This is a genomic window from Verrucomicrobiaceae bacterium, assembly GCA_016713035.1.
GTDB lineage: Bacteria > Verrucomicrobiota > Verrucomicrobiia > Verrucomicrobiales > Verrucomicrobiaceae > Prosthecobacter.
The window spans coordinates 177144-195802 of the sequence record JADJPW010000003.1; the positions used below are offsets into that span (position 1 = coordinate 177144).

General features: G+C 59.5%; 12 protein-coding genes. 4 read left to right on the forward strand and 8 right to left on the reverse strand.

Going from position 1 to position 18659, the window contains the following annotated elements; translation table 11 throughout:
* Nucleotides 1–15 precede the first annotated feature (15 nt).
* Nucleotides 16–924, forward strand: a complete 909-nt coding sequence (locus IPK32_11780) for a hypothetical protein (GenBank protein MBK8092629.1) — start codon at nucleotides 16–18, stop codon at nucleotides 922–924.
* Between the two features lie 199 nt (nucleotides 925–1123).
* Here IPK32_11780 and IPK32_11785 read toward each other — a convergent pair whose 3' ends face one another.
* From IPK32_11785 to IPK32_11800, 4 genes are read right to left on the reverse strand one after another with little or no spacing between them, the layout of a single operon-like run.
* Complete coding sequence (locus tag IPK32_11785; protein MBK8092630.1) at nucleotides 1124–3859, reverse strand: hypothetical protein; 2736 nt, start codon at nucleotides 3857–3859, stop codon at nucleotides 1124–1126.
* Between the two features lie 59 nt (nucleotides 3860–3918).
* Entirely contained in the window at nucleotides 3919–6549 is a 2631-nt protein-coding gene (locus IPK32_11790) for a glycoside hydrolase (GenBank protein ID MBK8092631.1), read from the reverse strand.
* 41 nt (nucleotides 6550–6590) lie between these two features.
* On the reverse strand, nucleotides 6591–7823 hold the full coding sequence (locus IPK32_11795; GenBank protein MBK8092632.1) for a hypothetical protein: 1233 nt from the start codon (nucleotides 7821–7823) through the stop codon (nucleotides 6591–6593).
* Between the two features lie 13 nt (nucleotides 7824–7836).
* Nucleotides 7837–8190 carry a helix-turn-helix transcriptional regulator gene (locus tag IPK32_11800; protein ID MBK8092633.1) on the reverse strand — a complete coding sequence of 118 codons (354 nt, stop codon included), beginning with the start codon at nucleotides 8188–8190 and terminating at the stop codon, nucleotides 7837–7839.
* Between the two features lie 171 nt (nucleotides 8191–8361).
* Between IPK32_11800 and IPK32_11805 the strand changes: the two genes are divergently transcribed.
* Nucleotides 8362–8598 carry a thioredoxin family protein gene (locus IPK32_11805; protein MBK8092634.1) on the forward strand — a complete coding sequence of 79 codons (237 nt, stop codon included), beginning with the start codon at nucleotides 8362–8364 and terminating at the stop codon, nucleotides 8596–8598.
* A gap of 78 nt (nucleotides 8599–8676) precedes the next feature.
* On the opposite strand, the gene IPK32_11810 is transcribed toward IPK32_11805, so the two are convergent.
* From IPK32_11810 to IPK32_11820, 3 genes are all read right to left on the reverse strand, one after another.
* On the reverse strand, nucleotides 8677–9945 hold the full coding sequence (locus tag IPK32_11810; protein MBK8092635.1) for a low temperature requirement protein A: 1269 nt from the start codon (nucleotides 9943–9945) through the stop codon (nucleotides 8677–8679).
* A gap of 219 nt (nucleotides 9946–10164) precedes the next feature.
* Complete coding sequence (locus tag IPK32_11815) at nucleotides 10165–12321, reverse strand: DUF1549 domain-containing protein (GenBank protein MBK8092636.1); 2157 nt, start codon at nucleotides 12319–12321, stop codon at nucleotides 10165–10167.
* 35 nt (nucleotides 12322–12356) lie between these two features.
* Nucleotides 12357–13436: an ABC transporter ATP-binding protein gene (locus IPK32_11820; protein MBK8092637.1), complete on the reverse strand. Its 1080-nt coding sequence runs from the start codon at nucleotides 13434–13436 to the stop codon at nucleotides 12357–12359.
* 112 nt (nucleotides 13437–13548) lie between these two features.
* On the opposite strand from IPK32_11820, the gene IPK32_11825 reads away from it, so the two are divergent.
* Complete coding sequence (locus tag IPK32_11825; GenBank protein ID MBK8092638.1) at nucleotides 13549–15678, forward strand: protein kinase; 2130 nt, start codon at nucleotides 13549–13551, stop codon at nucleotides 15676–15678.
* 4 nt (nucleotides 15679–15682) lie between these two features.
* Here the strand turns inward: IPK32_11825 and IPK32_11830 are convergent, their stop codons facing one another.
* Entirely contained in the window at nucleotides 15683–17686 is a 2004-nt protein-coding gene (locus IPK32_11830; protein MBK8092639.1) for a PKD domain-containing protein, read from the reverse strand.
* Between the two features lie 291 nt (nucleotides 17687–17977).
* On the opposite strand from IPK32_11830, the gene IPK32_11835 reads away from it, so the two are divergent.
* Nucleotides 17978–18613: a hypothetical protein gene (locus IPK32_11835; protein ID MBK8092640.1), complete on the forward strand. Its 636-nt coding sequence runs from the start codon at nucleotides 17978–17980 to the stop codon at nucleotides 18611–18613.
* The last annotated feature ends 46 nt before the right edge of the window (nucleotides 18614–18659 follow it).

Sequence of the window (18659 nt, forward strand, 5' to 3'; positions counted from 1 at the left end):
AAACATTTACCTACCATGAAATACACACCATTCGTATCGGCAATGATCTTGTCATGGGTGACGACCAACGCTGGAGCCGAGCCTAGCACTTCCACGAATTACGCCGTGCCCACCGCTACTAATGACGCCGGAGGCCAACGTGCAACCAGCGCCATCTACACGCATGACGGCAGCCTCGGCGGGATCTCAGGCATTTCCACTTCCGCTAACGACACGGCGAAGCAAGGATATGTCGCTCAACTTACCGAAGTCACCGGCCTCACTCTCACCGCCGCCGAGCTGAATCTAAATGAAACCACCACCGCCCAGCTCTCCGCCTGGCAAACACTTGACGATGCATCTCTCCTCTCCGTCCCCGCTGCCAGCGTGGCGTGGAGCGTTGCCAGCGGCCCGCTCTCCAGCATCTCCTCCGGGGGCCTCACCACAGCAGATGTCGTCTTTGAAAACACCACCGCCACCGCGCAAGGCGTCTTTGCTGGAAACACCGGAACCCTCAACCTCAACGTTGTGGACTCGTTGCCGGATAACTTCGGCACCTACGCTGGCGACAACTTGAGCGATACCTGGCAGGTGGAATATTTCGGCATGGACAATCCCCAAGCCGCCCCGCTGCTTGATCCCGACCACGATGGCTTCACTAACCATTTCGAATTCCATGCGGGCATCATTCCCACGGACGGAACCTCTATTTTTCATATCAATATCCATTCCGTCCCCGGTCAGCCTCACCATCAACAAATCATTTTCAGCCCCCGCTATGCTGGCCACACCTACACCGTGATGACTAGCACCGACCTCACACCCAACAGTTGGATTGCTCTCCCCGGAGGTACCATCATTGATTCTGGAGACGAACGCACCGTTCTCGATCCCAATGCCAACATTACGCGAAATTTCTACAAAGTTGAAATCAGCAAACCCTGAAGTGCCGACGGCATCAAAGCCTGACGTAGCAGCGAGCAGGCGACATGGAGCATGTAAAATCAGGGGTTCCAGCGGCATTCCCTGGGTAAACCTGGATTATGCATTGGAGTAAGCGAACGGCGGTTGGCGAGCCTCGATTTGGCGGCGGCAATAGTTCGGCAGACGATGTCGGTGAAGAGGAAGGTGGTGATGGGGCGGTTCAGGGGCGTGCTGCAGCGGCAGTCTCGTGCAGTTCGAGCAAGCGAATCATGCCAGCGGGGACGGTCAGCTTGAGGCCTTGGTCGATCTCACCCAGGGCCTTCCCGGTGATCCGATCCGTGACTTGCCAGCGGCCGGGGATTTGGGCGTTCAGTCGCACGTCGCGGTCGGCGGGGTCGAGCCATCCCGAGTCGATGAGCGCGATGATGTATCGGCGTGGCGAGACTTCGATGAATTGATGAAACACGCGGCCGGTCACGGCGAATGGAAGCGTTTTTGCGCCAGCGGCGAGGTCGGCGGTGAGCGCGGTGCGGGCCTCGGAGAGGGTGAAAGCTTTTCCGTTGCGGCTCAAGTGGTCGCCATCGGTGGTCCAGAGGGTGGTCCACGGACCATCGGCTCGCGGCGTGATGCCAGGGACGAGCGCGACGAAGCCGTGTGGCGTCGTCGTGACCAGATGCGACGGGTCGCGGCGTGTGCGGCCCCAGAGATAGGTGGAGACGTCGGTGGGTGGGAGCGGGGCCATGCCCCAGTAGCAGTCGAGCCGGTCGAAGGCCCAGGGTTTGCCATCGGTGCCATCGGCGGCCCACTGCTCTTCACGGTGGCCGTTGAGCCCGTGCTTGGTGAAGCGCTGGCTGGGTTTCTCCATCACCAACGCGACCGGGGAGATGGACCGCAACTGCTCTCGCTTGGGCGGGATGATCGCGCCTCGGCCGAGGAGGTGAAGAAACGTCGCGGTGCCTTCGGTGCCGACGCGCGACCAGCGGCCCGTGCTTGGTTCGACTTCACCATTGAGCATCATGAAGACGCGGGCTCCGAGCATCGCCTGTGAGACATAGTAGCGTAAGTGCGGGTGGCCAGTCATCGGGTATTCCCACTCCCAGCCGCGATTGAAGCTGAACCAGTCGGCCCCGCACCGACTGGCCCAGTCGTCCACTTGACCGTCGATCCACAGGCCGACTCGCGCGGCGAGATTGATGTCGGGACTGCGCGAGTTGCTGTCTTCCACCGAGGGCAGAATCACCGAGCGGTAGCGACCATTGAAAATCAGCTCGCGCACTTTTGCGTCGGCGGGAAAACGTGACCACCAGATGTTTTTGTTGCGCAGGATGACCCTCTTCTTGTGTTCGAGACAGAGTTCCAAGATCGGCCTGATGTGGTGTTCCAAATAGTAGGGCAGAATGCTGGCGTCCTCGTCCTCGGCACTGACGAAGCCGATAAGCATCGTCGGTGCAGCCTTCAGCATCAGCGCCACCGTCGCGACTTCGAGATGCGGTGCGCATCCGTGGCCGACCTGGACCCAAAAAGGGCAGTGAGCCGCTTCGAAGCGCTTGGCTCCATCGACGATTTGCTCGCGAGTCAGGTCGTGGGCCAAACGCCGATCTCGGCCCCATGGCTGGCCGTCAGGACGCAGAAGCGCTGACTTTTCACCGGGCCAGAATGCCGTGGCGAAGCGCAGGCTCGGATACGGGAATCGCTTTTCGTAGTCCCGCACATCGGCCATCCACCGATCCAGTTTGCGTGGGTCCCAGCCGCTCCAGAGGTAATGCGAAACCACGATGTCGATGGGGCTATCCGTGCGCGGTCCGGGGTCGCCGTGCCAGGTCGCTGCGTCGGCGGCGAGTTGCGCGAGATTTGCGCCGATGTCGGCCATGACGCCACGGCGTTCAAGTCGTGCCAGGGATTCTTCCCAGCCGGGCGCGAAGGTCAGACGGTAAAGGTTGTCATCGCCGTTGGGGCTGGAGCCAAGGAGGATGCTGCCATAGGGCTTTCCGGGTGAATAGACGATGTCCGTGAATCCAAAAGGCATGGTCGCGTGGCCGAGTGATTTACCCTTCGCATCGAAAAGCCCGAGCTGCGGTCCTTCGAGAATGACGGTCTCGGCGCCGGGCTGATCCGTGAGATCGCCGGAAGTCACGAGGCGCATGTTATAGTGAGAATCGTAGCCGAGTTCCTTCAAGCTCGCCGGGAGCATGAACGACGGATGCAGACCGCCCTTCAAGCTGTAAGCACCGGGTTTCCACACGAACTCGGCGCTGCCGTCACCATCGAGGTCGGCGACGATGCCGTTGGCGTTCTTCACGCTCATCAGCGGATCGCCGGGCTTCTTGGCCTTCGCGATTTTGTCCGGGAGTTGGGTGAGCGTGGGACCTTTGAAGAAGAGTAGGTCTTGCCGCGAAGGACCGTTGATCAGAAGCGCAGCCACCTCATCGGTGCCGTCGCCGTGGAAGTCGCCAGCACGCAGAATACGGACGATGCCGTTGACGGGTTGGTCGTGGAGCTTGGTGCCGTCCGCAGAGAAAACGACGATCTGCCGGGAAACACCGCCAGCCAACACGACTGGGGTCTTGCCGTCGAGTTTGGCAACGGCCACCTGATAGACCGGGGCCACGAGGTCCTGTTTCCAGCGCAGTTTACCGTCAGACGAGAAAACGTAAACCGAGCCATCCGCACTCGCGGCGATGATTTCATCGCGCCCATCGCCATCGAGATCGCCCGCCGCGAGATCGAACACGAAACCGCCGACCGCCGCATCCCAGCGATGCATGCCATCGGCGGCGAAGGCGCAGACGCGATTGTCGTAGGTCGAGCCGACGATTTCCTTCGCGGCGGGATTGCCATCGAGCTCCGCGACGGCCAGTCGGTAGATATTGCGACCGTGGGTGGGAATCGTCTCCACATTGGCCATCGACCAAGCTACACTGGCGGTGAAGAGGAATGAGATGAGGAGAGCTTTCATGATGGAAAGGGATGATCGTGTGAGCCGGCTCGGTGCTCCTTGTTATTCAGCGTTTTTCATCAGGGCGCGAGATCGAGGCGGTAGGTTTCTAGGCGCTGGGCGGGGAGGGTGACTTCAAGCTGTCCGTTCACGAGCTGCAGGTCGGAGCGCTTCGTCTCAAGGTGCGTCAGGGCTTGTGCAGATCGCAGCGGTTGCGGGAGGGTTAGCTTCACGTGTGAGCTGTTGCTGCCTTGATTCCATAGCCGTGCGACGAGGCCGTGCTCGATACCGTCTTCATGCACTTTCAGCGCCCAGAGCATGACTTCGGGATCACTGACGCTGATGAGAGAATACTCGGTCTCGGGGTAAGGCGTGGGGCTGTCTTTGCTGATGATGGGCGCGGTGATGAAGGGATTCTGGTGCTCCAGGGCGAAACGCATCGCACTGGCCTGCTGGTAGCCGGTGTGGGCACGCAGACCGAATCGCTGAAGAAAGTAGTGATGCCCATTCTGCGCGTGGATGCCGAGATTGGGGCCGTCCACCTGACCACCAGCTAAAAAGTGAATCTGTGGTGTAGCTGTATCTAGATTTAACGGGGTGCTGCTACCGAGGCGAGCAAAGGACAGATCAGGACTGGAGATGGTGATGCCATGGCCACCAGCGCTCATGTCGGCGAAGTGATTCACCGTGACGTAGTCGTAGCGTGCGTGGCTATTGGCATAGTCGCCACCTTGGGACTGCGGCTTGTCCAGGATGATGGCACCGACTTCCTCGGTGTGGACGCTGGGATCGGTGAGCGCGAGGCTGAAGGCCCAGTGGCGCACGTTGCTGAAGTTCTCCGTGAGTTCATTCTCGATGTCGATGCGGTCGCTGTCGCGGTAGAGTGTGATGTGTGTGGTATGAGCGAGAGCAGCCTCGCTGCGGGCACGCACCGTGACGGAGACGGGGCCGCGATTCACAATCTCGAGCGCAGCACCATCGTCGGAGCTGGCGGCGAAATCATTGAGCTTCCATCCGTCCAGAGTGGCAGCGAGTTCGGTGTGGCCGTGCAGTTTATCCACAAGGCTGCGGATGGCTCCATCTCGCTCCACGACGAGTTTGAGTGCGGCATTCTCCAATACGTTATCGGTGATGGTGGCGGCGTCATTGGGGACGTCTGCGCCCTTACCAGTGATGATCTCATAGACTTTGTAGCCAGCGCTGGGCACATCGCTGGCGAGGATGCGCAGGTGGGGTGCTCCGTGGATTTTGATGAGCTGATGCGGTGTGTCCTTGCCTGTCGTGAGATCGCGCACATGCACCTCGCTGGAGCCTGTGTAAGGGTGGTCAGCATGTTGAGTGCGCTTCCAGCCGAGGGGATTGCAGACGAGGAAACGCTTGGCATTCTCGGGGCGTGGGATCATCCCGCCGAGACGCACCAATGCCTCTCCCATGATGGAGTCCACATAGGATTCGATTTGCTCAACGAGTAGCTCTTGCCACGCAGCACGCTGCGCACGCGAGATGACGCCGTCAGCCGTCCAGTTGTGCTCCCAATACAGCCCGATGGCTTGAAAGGCACGGTCCCGCGCTGGTGCGTGGCGCTGCATGAAGGCGGGATACTTCCGATAAACCAACGCGGTCAGCAGCTCTGCGGTGCGGAGCTTTTCGATGGCGCGTTTGGCTCGCGCAGTGGTCTCTGACATGGAGGCGGAGTAGAGGTCCCACTCGTTGCCATAGGTGAGGGATTGGTTCGGCAATGATGCGCCGTGCGTCTTTTCGAAGTCGATGAAGAAGTCTTGCTCATTGGAGACGATGACCTGCCGGGTATCATCGCTCATCTGTTGTGCGATGAGAGAAAAGGGATCGCGATAGACAGAGGACACCAGTTTGTGCAGCCCAGGCACGCCAGGGATAACAGGCGGTGGTTTGACGCCGGATTTCCTCGCGAGATCATCGCCACCGAAGCCGAAGACACCTGCCACGCGATACGGAGCACGAGTCTTTGGGTCCACATAGCGGGAGAGGAAATCGGGGTCGCGGTCCACATGCTCGACGGCCTTCACGGGGTCCGATCCTTCATAATACGTGCCAATGTCGCCATCGTGTGAATACCACTTCAAAAGCAGTCTTTGGCCATCCTTACCCGTCCACCAGTAGATCTCATGCTCGCGGTGACCGAGTGCTTTCTTATCCATCCGCGTCGCGCAGGCGCAGACACCACGCCAGGAGAATCGCGCACCGCTGCCAGCGAACAGGGAGGCGAGCCCAAGCGGCAGCGTCTGGTTCTCCATCGCCACGGCGAGATCAAACTTCAGCCCATGCTGCCGCTCCATGCGGCCTGCATCATACATGCCGCGTAGCACGGCCTCGAGCGGCTGCCCGCCATAGCAGGAGACGACCTGATTCATCGGAACGCTGATGCTGCCGTCTTTGATCCGCGCCACGAGGCGTGCGAACTCCGCTGGCGTCTTCTTCTGCTGGTAAGCATGCAGCCAGCAGAAGCCATCGCAGTTGAAGCGATGCCGATACATAGGCGGGTTCGCCGCTGTCTCATCTGCCGCCTTGAGATGGTGGTCCAGCATCTCGACGAACACACGATCATAGGTGTCCGCGTCAGCCGTCCACATGAGGTCCGTGTGATCGTCCTCAGCGAGATAGATGCGCTTCGGCTCCACCGCCCATGCAGAGAGGAGCGAGCATAGGATGGCGAGGCATAGTGTGAGTCTCATGACAGCGAGTGATGTGGCAAACGGTCGTGGCGAATCTCGCTTCATTTGGAGATTTGATACAAACGTTCCAGAACCTCGTGATTTGTCGTGGTGATGGCTTTGAGGAGCACCGGATAGGGTTCGCCAGCGGGATCGAGGATGCCTTGCTTCCATCCAGCAGGCGGGCCGTCCTGAAAGATGCGAGAGGCCAACTGGCAGCGATTGTAGCCAATCATGAATGGCTCGGCAAAGGCAGCGCGGAGATAGCTGGCGTAGAGCGCGGCAGACTCAGCTTCGTTCTTCAAAGCACGGCCGAGCACCCTCTGCGTGGCCGGGGTGATGAAGTTGGCGACGTGGTCGGCGTTGATGATGGGCTTGCCAGTGCGCTGGTGGAGATCGCGATAAAACGCAGCGTCAAAATCACCATCGAGCTGTGCTGCGATGACGGGGAAGTGTTTCGCCGAACATTCCACTACGGGTAAAAAAAGACGTGTTCCAGCAAACCGCTCACCAAGCACAAGATGGTGCGGATCATGGCGGCGGAAGGCCTCAGCGGTGAGGCGATAGCATTGATCCGCGATCTCGACGGTGAAGGCGAGTTCAGCCACCTGGATATCCGCCGCGCCTGTGATGGCCTTTTCATACGCCAGCCAGCCGGGAGAGCCGGGCGGCAATTTGCGAAAGAAGGACAACCAACTCACTCCACTTTTCTTCTCTTCGTTCTCAAGGTAAGCCATGTCGCCCCAGCGCGGCAGATCCACGAGGTAGTGGCCGAGCAGGAAGCGATTCTCACGCAGAGGCCGACAATGCTCCGCGACTCTTTTATCCAAGTCTGCGGCGAACTCGGGAGCAAACACATCCACATACTCCGGCGGCCCAGAAACAGTCACACCCGAGGTATTGGTCTGCTTAAATCCGGTGGAGAAAGGCATGGTCTGACGCACATGAACCGGCGCATCGTAACCTGCGTAGTTAAAGCCCCAACTGCGCACCATCTTCTCCACATGCGCCGCCGCCTCCTTCACGCTGCCGTGATGGCGTTCCTTCACGAGGTCACGCTCCCCAGGGCGCAGTTTTTGATTCCCACCACCGAAGTAGGTGCCGATGTGATTCACACCTATGGGGATGAATCCGTTTCCCTCCGGTGTGATGAAGAACCAGCGTCCCTTCACCTCCTCCAAATGGAACCAACCCGTGGCTTTGCCTTTGATAGACGTGGAACCGCCGTAGAGATCAAAGTCCTGAGCGTGCAGGCTTATCGCCAAAGTTAGAAGAAGGGTGAGGGCGCTTTTCATGATGTGTTTCTCGCTAGTGCTCAGCACCATGCTCCTCATCCAGATCGCGGATGTTTTCGATGATGGCGTTCAGCTTCGTGCCTGTGGCGGTGAGTGCATACTCGGTGCGCGGCACCTTGCCTGCAATCTCCGAGCGCGTGATGAGGCGATAGTCCATGAGCTTGCGCAGTCTTTCATTGAGCACCTTCGTCGAGATGCCAGGAATAAAGCGCTCCAGTTGCCCAGGACGTGACACACCGCGTCCGATCGCTGCCAGCACAGCGGCAGACCATTTGCAGCCCACCACATCTTCGAGCCGCCGATACGCTGTGCGCTCGGCCAGCGGCAGGTGTCCAGGTTTCTTCTTGGTAGCAGCTTTTGGTTTCATGGTCGCTCGTAGCATCCGCGCTGTTTTTTAGCCAGCAGGCACAAAACGGTGCCCACCCACGCAATAGTGCCCTCTTTCGCGATTTCACATCCGGCATTCTGATGGCGGCGACATCCGATGCATCACGCAGCGGCCTGTCATTCAACCCACCAAACATCAGAACACATCCACATGAAAACCAAAGCCACCTTCTACCACGCAGGCTGCCCCGTCTGCGTCGCTGCTGAACAAAACGTCGCCGCTGCACTCGATGGCAACCGCTACGATGTCGAGATCGTCCACCTTGGCAGCGCCAAGGATCGCGTCGCTGAAGCCGAAGCCGCCGGGGTGAAATCCGTGCCTGCTCTCGTCATCGGCGGAGCCGCGTATCACATCAATTTTGGCGCAGACCTCAGTGTGCTGAAGTAACCCCCCGTCAAAGACTCCTGTGTCGCAGCCGCCAGACGGTCCATCCTGGCGCTGTGGCACAGGCTGGATGTCGGCATCTCAAGCTCCCTGGCCCTTTGCCAGCGCCTCCGCTTGATGCCGATGTCCATGCACCTCATAGCCGATCACCGTCACCACAGGAGCGAACATGAGCACCATCAAGCAGACCGACATGCTCATCCCGCCCATGGCAGCACCGATAGCGAGCGCGACGACTGCCGCAGTGCCCGCCAGCAGCCAGACATGAAGCAGGTCAAAGCGCCGAACCAAATAGTAGTAGATGCCATACACAAGGCCGAGGTAAATGCCCACAGGTATAGCGACACTCAGCACCGTAGCGAGCGGGCCAATGTGAGCCTTATGCGCGATGAAATCCGCCGCCACATGCAGCCCCGCGCCAGTGGCGACGATAGACGTGACAATAAGCATCTGCGTGTATCCCCAGACAAAGCCACGCTCCCGATGACCATGCAAGATAGCGGCTGATGGCAGCATGTAATACACCCACCACATGCCAAACGTGAGCCCCACACCCGCTAGACCGACAAAGGCGACATCCAGCGTCCAGCCGTATTGCTCAATCACTGCGGACAGCGTTGCCACCGTTCCCACCACCCCTTCACCGAGTGCAATGATGGCAAATAGACTGTATCTCTCCGCGATATGATGGGCGTGCCATGGAGTGCCGCCATCCTTGCGCTCAGCTAAGACGGGGCCGAGCATCTCGATCAGGGCTAAGACGCCTATCGCGATGTAGCGAGCACCAAATGGAAGGTTCACAAAAACCAGCGCCACCCAACCGACCTGAGCCAGCGAGATCATGAAAGCGTAGGTAAGACAAGCGCTGCGACGGGCGGGATCCTGCTTGGCTGCACGCACCCACTGAAAGACCATCGCGACACGCATCACGACGTAGCCCACCACCATGACGGAGTTATCAATTCGGTAGCCCTGCTCAACAGAGGCGAACATGCTGGGCAGACCGATCGCCAGCACCAACACACCGATCATTTGCACCATGGTCACCAGACGAAAAACCCAGTCGTCGGTGTCGTAGGCAGAGGAGAACCAGGAGAAGTTCACCCAGGCCCAGCATATTGCAAAGCTCGCGATTCCAAATCCCATCAATCCCGCATGATAGTGCCCCTCACCCACAGCATGAGCCAGGCGCGATGCCGCGATGCCGAACGCGATGACGAAGGTTAGATCAAACAACAGCTCCAGAGGTGTCGCCACTCGCTGCCCTTGATGCGGGTCACGTCCGGCCATTTTTCGGCGATGATGATGGAGCAAGTCGGCGTCAGGCGTGGTCGATGGAGTGGAGTGCATGAAAGAGCAGTTGTTGTGCTGCCAACGCGATAGCTACCGCCCCATGGTTGGGCAAGAGAGATGAAGCTTATTTGCCACCAGCTCAGAGAACAGCACGCACCAGTTCCACTGCGATTACGACCGACAGGCTCGAACAAGAAACAAGGCTAAATGTTCACAACCTCCCTAACTTATCACTCAACTCCTGGCCGTAATTTCGGGAGGTGGCCACCTCCCTGCTCACTGGATGAAGATGAACTGCTGGGTGTTGAGGAGCGCGAAGATGAGGTCTTCGGGGGTGGTGAGGCCGGAGCGGGTCCAGGTGGCTTTTTCGGCTGGGGTGGGGCTGCGTGTGAGGAGGGTGCGGTAGATGATTTCGAGCTGCTCGTCGGGTGTGCGGGCGGTGCTGAGCTGGAGCCGGAGCTGGGTGTGGGGCTGTAGGATGGTGGCGAAGAGCTCGCTGTTCATGAGGACGAGTGCCTGGGGCATGCTGGCGTCGCTGCTGGCGTTGTCGATGAGGTCGCGGTCGCTTTGGCCGAATTCGCGTAAATAGTGACCGCGGGGGGCTGGGGAGTCGAGCTGGGCGGCGCGGGGCCAGTCGCGGTAGTGGGCTTCGCGGGCTTTGAGGTAGGCGGGGAGCTCGGTGAGCTGAAAATGGGCGGCTTCTTGGCGGTAGATGGTTTCGCGGGCTTGGGCGGCGTTTTTTTCGTCCTGTGGGATGCGCTGGTCGGCGTCGTAGCCGGGGATGGAGATGTAGTCGCGGTTTTGGCCGGTTTTTTTGAGTTCTTCGAGGGTGGGCCTGCGCACGGGGATGGGCGGTGGGGCGGGATGACCGGTTTTTTTCTCGTAAAGCCGTGCGACGGCGGGTACGACGACGTGGTCGTGGATACCGGTGCGGGCGGTGAATTCGATGCTGCGGATTTCGAGGTTGAGTTTTTCGATGAGGGGCTTGTCTTTGGCTTTTTGGGCGGCGGTGTAGGCGTCACGGAGAGGTTTGGAGCGCTGCTGGATGGCTTCGTAGCCGAGACTGGCTTTGGCGGCTCCATCGAAGATTTCCTGGGCGGTGAGGAGGTCGAGCGCGTCGCTGAGCTTGCCGCGATAGGTGATCTTGGAGGCCATTTCGCTGTCGATGCCGTGTCGGTGGGGTAGATCGGGGGTAGGATGAATGAGGGTGACGAAGCTGTCGTAGATCTGCTCTGCGGTCATGCGGCGGAGCATGGGACCGGTGAAGTGGTAGGTCTCTCCGGCGGTGTGCTCGGTGTGGGTGGCTTGGTTTTGATAGGCGGTGGTGTTGTAGAGGATGCGGAGGTAGGCGCGGAGGTCGTAGCGGAGGCTGATCATGAGCTTTTCGAGGTGGCGCATGAGGGCGGGGTGCGAGGGGACGGTGCTGTCCATGATTTCATCGACGGGCTCGATGAGGCCGTGGCCGAAGACTTTTTTCCAAAGCCGATTGGCGATGACGGTGGTGAAGCGTGGGTTTTCTGGAGACGTCATCCAGGCGGCAAAGGTGCGCAGATCGCCGGTGAGTGGCTGTCCGAGCATGGTGGCGGGCTGGATGATGGCGTGCGGCTTGGCATCAGGGTAAACGTAGTCGTGGGGGAGCTTCAGGATGCGCTCGGGTAGGGCGGCGACCTTGCTGTAGCGGACGAAGTCACCGAGGTTTTCGAAGACGCGGCCCATGTGCTTGCTGTGGATGGCGAGCTCGGGTTTTTTGCGTGCTTCGATCATGAGTGCGTTGGCTCCTTTTTGCTGGGAGATGCCGGTGAAGTTGGTCTCCAGTGGGTAGGTGAAGGCGGCCATCTGGTAGAACTGCATCTGGGTCCATTTATCGAAGGGATGGTTGTGGCACTGGGCGCACTCGATGCGGGTGCCGAGGAAGACGCGGGTGGTGTTGGATAAATTATCGAGCGGCATGCCGAGATCGCGCATGTAGTAGCCGATGGCGGAGTTATCCCAGACTTTGCCCTGGGCGGTGAGTAGCTCACGGACGAGTGCGTCGTAGGGCATGTTTTCGCGGAGGCGGCGCTTGATGTGGTGGAGGTAGGGCTTGCTGGTCATGTCGCCCTGAGCGCTGTTGGCACGGGACTGGATGCGCAGTAAGTCAGCCCAGAAGTGGAAGAAGTGGGCGGTGTGGCCTTCGCTGGCGAGCAGGGCATCGATGAGGCGGGCTCGTTTATCCGGTGCGGTGCTGCGGTGAAAGGCCTGTGCTTCGTCGAGGGTGGGGATGCGGCCGATGATGTCGAGATGGATGCGGCGGACGAAGGTATCGTCACTGGCGGGCGGATTGGGCTTGAGGTGATGCTTTTGCCAACCCTGAGCGAGGAGGCTGTCTATCTCACGAGCAGGCTCTGCGGCAGCCAGCAAAGTGGGTAGGACGAGTAGAAGGAGAAATCGCATGCAGACAGGCAAACGAGCTGGTGTGGCAGGTTCTTTTAGTCCGCCGCTCGCAGCAGCCGGGCATCTTCGGGGGCAAAGGTGACGACTAGGGTGTCTCCGGGCATGGCCGGTGTGTTCTCTGCCTGCATGGTGAGTGTGTGGGGGCCGGCTTGGAGTGTGAGACGCTGATGGGGGCCGTGGTAGGCGGTGGCGGTGACTTGGGCGGTGATGGCATTCTCCTGGGGCTGGGGGCCGGTGGCCAGCCGGAGGCGCTCTGGGCGTAGCATGAGGTGCAGAGCCTCGCCTGGGCTGGGAGCTGGATCTGGGGTAGCGGCGAGTAGCTGGCCAAGGCCTTCCACATGCACTTGAGTGAGATTTTGCGCCTGTAAACCGAGCACGCGTGCAGGGAGGAGGCATGCATCACCGACAAAGGCGGCGATGCGGGTGGTGCGGGGTGACTGGTAGAGTCCGCGGGGTGTGTCCACTTGCTCGACACGGCCTGCATGCATGACGGCGACGCGGTCGCTGAGGCTGAGTGCCTCCCCCTGATCATGGGTGACGTAGATGAAGGTGGTGCCAGTGGCGGCATGGAGGCTGCGCAGCTCGGTGAGGAGGTGCTGGCGGAGTTTTAAATCGAGCGCGGCGAGCGGCTCATCGAGCAGGAGGAGGCGGGGCCGATTGACGAGGGCACGGGCGATGGCGATGCGCTGACGCTGACCGCCGCTGAGCTGGGCGGGCTTTTTTTCGGCATGCGGTGTCATTTGGATCATTTCGAGCATGTCGGCGACGGCAGCGGCGGTCTCTGCGCGGGGTCTGCCAGCCATGCGGGGTCCAAAGGCGATATTTTCCCGTGCACTGAGGTGGGGAAAGAGGGCATAGTTTTGAAACACGGTGTTCACGGGTCTGCGCTCGGGTGGCAGGGCGGTGATGTCTTGGCCATCGAGGAGGATGCGGCCTGCATCTGGCTGCTCAAAGCCGGCGATGAGGCGCAGGAGGGTGGTCTTGCCACAGCCACTAGGGCCGAGGAGGGAGAAAATCTCTCCAGCAGAGATCTCTAGCGATACACGATCGACAGCGTGGTGGGTGCCAAAGCTGCGAGAGATGTTTTCGATGGTCAAAAAGGCGTGATCGGCCATGGGGTAGATATGGGAGCCGTGAACATCCCAGGTGGCAAGGTGCTTGCGGCATCTCCTACGCGTGCGAGGGTTCTCTTTTTCTCGCCCCCCTTCCCTCTCAACACCTATCAACATGTCGGACCGGTTTCAGACGCTACAATACCTCGAAGAGAGCACGGCTTGTGTTTTGCGCCTCGCGCGGGATACGCGGTTGCAGATGGATGTGGTGCAGCGCATCTACAAAAACAATGCGGCGGAGCATGTAGCGGGACTCCAGGCTTTATACACCAATCTGGCCGCGGTGGAGTCTCCGCATGTGGAGCGGGTGCTGGAGTGCGGGAGGGATGAAAATGGGGCTTTTTTCACACTGACAGCGGCTCCTCGGCATGGAGTGGCACTGACAGAGCTACTGCGGCGTGGGCCAGTGAATGCAGCGGAGTTCGAGGTGCTCGCAAGGCAACTCCTTGATGCTCTGGAGGCACTCCAGGATCACGGAGTCGTGCATGGCACGCTCACGGCCCATCACATCCGCATCAGTGGCACGGCGGCAGCGGAGTGGAAGGTGGTGGTGGATGGATTCGGCACCGGATTCGAGGCGAAATCGACCACCGAGGAAGACCAAGTGACTGCGTATCGCTGCGCTGCGCCCGAGCAATGGCAGGGTGGCACGGCACGGCGGCGCACGGATATTTATGCGCTGGGCTGTGTCTTATATGAAGCCCTGGCGGCACGGCCTGCCTTTGAGTCCCGGTCGCTGAAAGGATTGCGCACAAAGCATCTCGGCCACGATTTGCCGCCGCTGGAGAAGCAGGCTCCGCATGTGCCACGCTGGATGACGGCATGGGTGATGAGCCTCATCGTGGCTGATCCAGATACGCGTCCGCGAAAGGCCACCGTGGTAAGAGAGACTTTTCTGCTGCGGGATACGACACGTGTGCCGGTAGCTGCGCCAATGCCTGTGGCCCCGGAGCTGGTGCATCCGCAGGGGCTCTCGGCACCAGTTTCACTACCGCCGCAGCGCCCGGTGCTGCATGCGACGGCTAGGACGATCCCCATCGCCGTGGGGCCCAATGTCGGCCCGACTCAGCCCCCGCGCCGCCCACTACCTGCGGCTGCCAAATCGCCTGTGAGTGCCCCAGTGGCCCAGGTGCGGCCAAAAAGTGCCGCGAAGTCAAAAATGCCCCTCGGAGCGATCGCTGTGATCATCGTGGTCCTCAGCCTTGCTGGCTGGTGGGTGCTAAAACCGGCTGCTGGCTCCAAAAGTAGCTCCACAGGCTCTAGCAGCACCTCCCCGCGCATCATCGACATCGGCACGGATGGTCTGATGAAGGGTTTTCGTGATCTAGGCAGCTTCCGGCAGCGATATTATGCAGGAGAGGATTCGGCGAAGGCGCCAAACCTGCCTGGCGGCGTGGCGAAGCCTCTGGCCTATGATCAGCTCTACGCCTGGTTCCGCCCCGGCTCAGGCATCAATACCTTCTCTGGCAGTGATGATGACAAACCAGGTCGTGTCACGGACACGGTGGCGCTGTGGCATGATCTCGGGCCAGTGAGCGGTGATAATGCGCTGGCTGTCCTGCCCTGGGATGTCGGGACGGCAAGGCGTATCACTTTCCAGATGCTCAAGCCAGATGCGAAGAAGCTCCCGCTGCCCGGCCCGCGCCATTTTGTGGTCTTTGGAGCGAGCAGCAGCGCCCCAGAGGCCACGCTGGGCTTCATCGGACGCGGACAGGGTAAGGCGGTGCCATTTGCAGATGCGGCCTCCAGCGGTGCCACGCTAGCGGTGGTTTTTTATCAAGATGCGAGCAAGCGGCCAAAGGACTCGATCGTAGCGCATGTGAATTTCGGAGATGGTTCCATGGCACTCAAAACAGACAGTGAAGGGCATGCGTTTTTTGCCATGGGGCATGTCGGCGCTCAAGCAACGGCCGCCAGCCGCGTGCGGAGGATCGAAGTGCCCGCTCTGGATGCGACGATACCGACTGTGGCCCTGGCGACATGGCGCACGAACGGAGCGATCTCGGTGCATTTACTCAATGCAAAGGGGGCTGTGGCAGATGGAGCCGTGCAAATCCCTGCGCCAGCGCAGACGCTCCAAAACATTGCCCTCGGGGGAGACGCTTACTGGACCTACCGCGACGCGGGCAGCGCCAAATCGCCCTTCTATGGAGGCGTGGCTGAGCTACGTCTGTATGCAGCAGCTCTGGCAGAGTCGGATCAGCAAAAGCTCATCGAGGAACTGCGCCGCGAGTACTTCCCATGAGCCATCACGGAATCGTGAGGCTCTCTGAGGTCTCGATATTGAGCGTAGCGTCGTAGGTGAGGCCACTTTTCACCGCATTGTTGACGGTGAAGGTGAGGACGCCGGGGGAGGTGAGGCGTGGGCTGACGAATCCTGCTACACCCGTGCGGCTGGTTTTTGCAGAGACGGATTTGGTGGTGACGCCGGACCAGTTCGCATAAACGATCACGCCAGAGACTGGGCGGCCCGCTTTGTCGAGCACGGTGACGCGTGCCGTGACCTGGGTGCCGCGTGAGGTGGTGGAGGATACCAGCGAGATGGAGGAAATGCTCATGCGGGCATCCACGGGTGCCGGATTGACTTGGATGACGGTGCTAGCGGTAGCAGTGAGGCCGTCGTTATCCGTGACGATGAGGGATGCGGTGTAGGTGCCAGCGGCCTGATACACATGGACCGGATTGGCCACCGTCTCAGGCGCAGAGCCATCACCGAAATCCCAGCGGAAGCTGCTGATCGTGCCATCTGGGTCATAGCTGCCATTGCTGGAGAAGGAGACTGTCAACGGCACGGTGCCAGTGGTAGGAGCACTCTGCGACACGCTCGCGATGGGGACCATACCGCTCACTGGCGGCACCACGGCGCTGAGTCCATAGACCCCGAGGCTGCCGTAGTCACTGTATCCAGTGCTGCTGTCTCCCACTCCAGCACCATCGACCGCGAGATAGTATGTGCCGCCCGTGAGTGTGGCACTGAGCTGGCCAGGGAGGCCTGCTGGATTCTCAGTGGCGAGCAATGTGCCTGCACTGTCATAAAGTGAGAGCTGGATGTCGAGATTCGGTCCAAGCGCAGCGGGTTGGGCCTGAAAAGTAGCGGCTCCCGCACCTGCGGCGAAGCGAAAAAGGTCTGCGTCTGTCCGTGTGCTGATGAGGCCCTGCGCGGAGATGCTGCCACCTGCGCTACCAATATCTGTCGCCGTGGTCTGCGTCCCTGCGTGGTCATCTGTAGCTGCCACGACGCCATAGCTCGCCATCACAGCGATGTCGTCCTGGGTGTTGTTTGCATTGGGATACTCACCACGGCTCCATTGTGTCACCGCTTTATAATAACCGACGCCCATGATCGGAGCCCAGTCGCCATGACCAGCGTAATACTCCGTGATATTGGTCTGTCCGTCATGATTGAGCCCTAGAGTGTGTCCAGCCTCATGGCTCGCAGCTTCCGCCGTGTACTTATCATGACCACCGCCCAACTGCGCAGTAAAAACAAAGCAAGGCGTGTCCGTATTCCAAGTGAAGGAGCCCAGATAGGCCACTCCGCCCGCTCCAGAGCCAAACCAGTCGTAACAACTGCCGCCCACACATACCCGCACTCCAAAAGCCGTATCGGTACTGCCACTGCGAGTCAAGGCAGCCGCACCGGGGTCCTCCGTCGTCACATCGACATCGAAAGGGGCGTAATCCTCCGCCACGCGACGCCAAATGGCCTCGATGCGAGTGGCTTCTGTCGTGCTCACAGTCGTGGGACTGCCGTCGAGGTCGAAAGGAGGCGTCGTGATGGCTGCCCCGGAAGTGAAATTCGAGTTCCAGTAGGTGCCGGTGGTCGTATGGCCGTCGAAATCGAGATAAATCTTCCGCAGGGAGTCTGGGCGGCTGTGGAGCAAGGGTTTCGCCGCCGTGGTGCTCGGCGTTTGCGGCTGGAGGAGGCTGTCGGTCCCTGTGGCTCCAGTAGCAGCCTGTGGCGGCACTTCGCAAGCGTAGTACATATGCGCCTGCCTATCTGCGCAGAGGCAGCGATCACGAGCGATGAGTTTTCTGAATTCTGAACCCGTGCTGCCATGATGTGGAGCCACTTGATTGAGGAAGGCGGACGACATCGTCACCAAGTCGCGATTCTTGAGATTGCGGCTAAAGCGATAGTTCGGCAGACTTGGACGCTCCACCACGGCCTCAGCTAGGGCACTCATCGAAAAGCTGCCCAGAGTGAGAGCAATCGCAGACGCTAGTTGTAATTTCGAGAATGCATTTTTCATGGTTTTGCAATTATTATAATAACCATGTCATGCGCAAGGAATCTTTATTACGTCTTTACGAAGGAATGACATCTTAACCAGAATGGTGTTTCACAGATAAGCCTGTAGCCGTTTTCAGATCGCGAGGCATCTCGTCCATTTCGCTCGCTAAAACCTCATTTGGGGATAGCACCAGAAATTCACGCCACTTTGGTCAATTGGTTAGATTGACGTTTTCCTCAAAACAAATTAATCCCGAGCCTGTTAGTTTCTAAGTCTCCCCACACTGACATCTATCCGCTATCAACCATCATGAAAAGCATAGGCAAGCTCCTTCTGGCCCTCCTCACACTCTCTGCCGCCCCTTCCTTCGGTGCGACTGGCATGTTTGGCTCCTTCCTTTTTGTAGACACCAACCAAAGCGGCGGATTCACATCGTCCGAGTACTACGGTGCCAATGAGCCTGATCCAGACACTCTAGCCGCGCTGAGTGGTGCGAATTTCGGTTCCTTTACTCAGGGATCATCTGTGATCATCGCAGGAGAAGTCCTGACCTATAAAAACAGTGGGGGTGACGTGTACGGCGGCAACGTGAACTGGCGTGTGTATTCTTCAGGTAGCCCTAGTGGTTCTTATAATGTGTTTGCACTGGGCTGGACCTCCGATGCTACATTTGGTGCAGCTGATGGCCAGACATTCAGTGGTTCTGGAGATCAGAAATGGGCTCAATCCGCTAGCACGCCAAACATCCTCTCCGGTCTCACGCCCGGTAACTACAGCCTGGAAGTCTATTTTGATGGTACAGGCAATGAAGGAACCTTCTACAACAACAACAGTGGCAACAACTTCGTGTCCAATTTCAGCGTGGTCGCTGCGCCAGAACCCTCCAAAGCACTCTTCGCTGGTCTCGGCCTCGGCACCTTGCTTCTCCGCCGTCGCCGCAAGTAATCTTCATTCGACAACCTTCTCGAAAACCCCGCCGGTCACTCCAGCG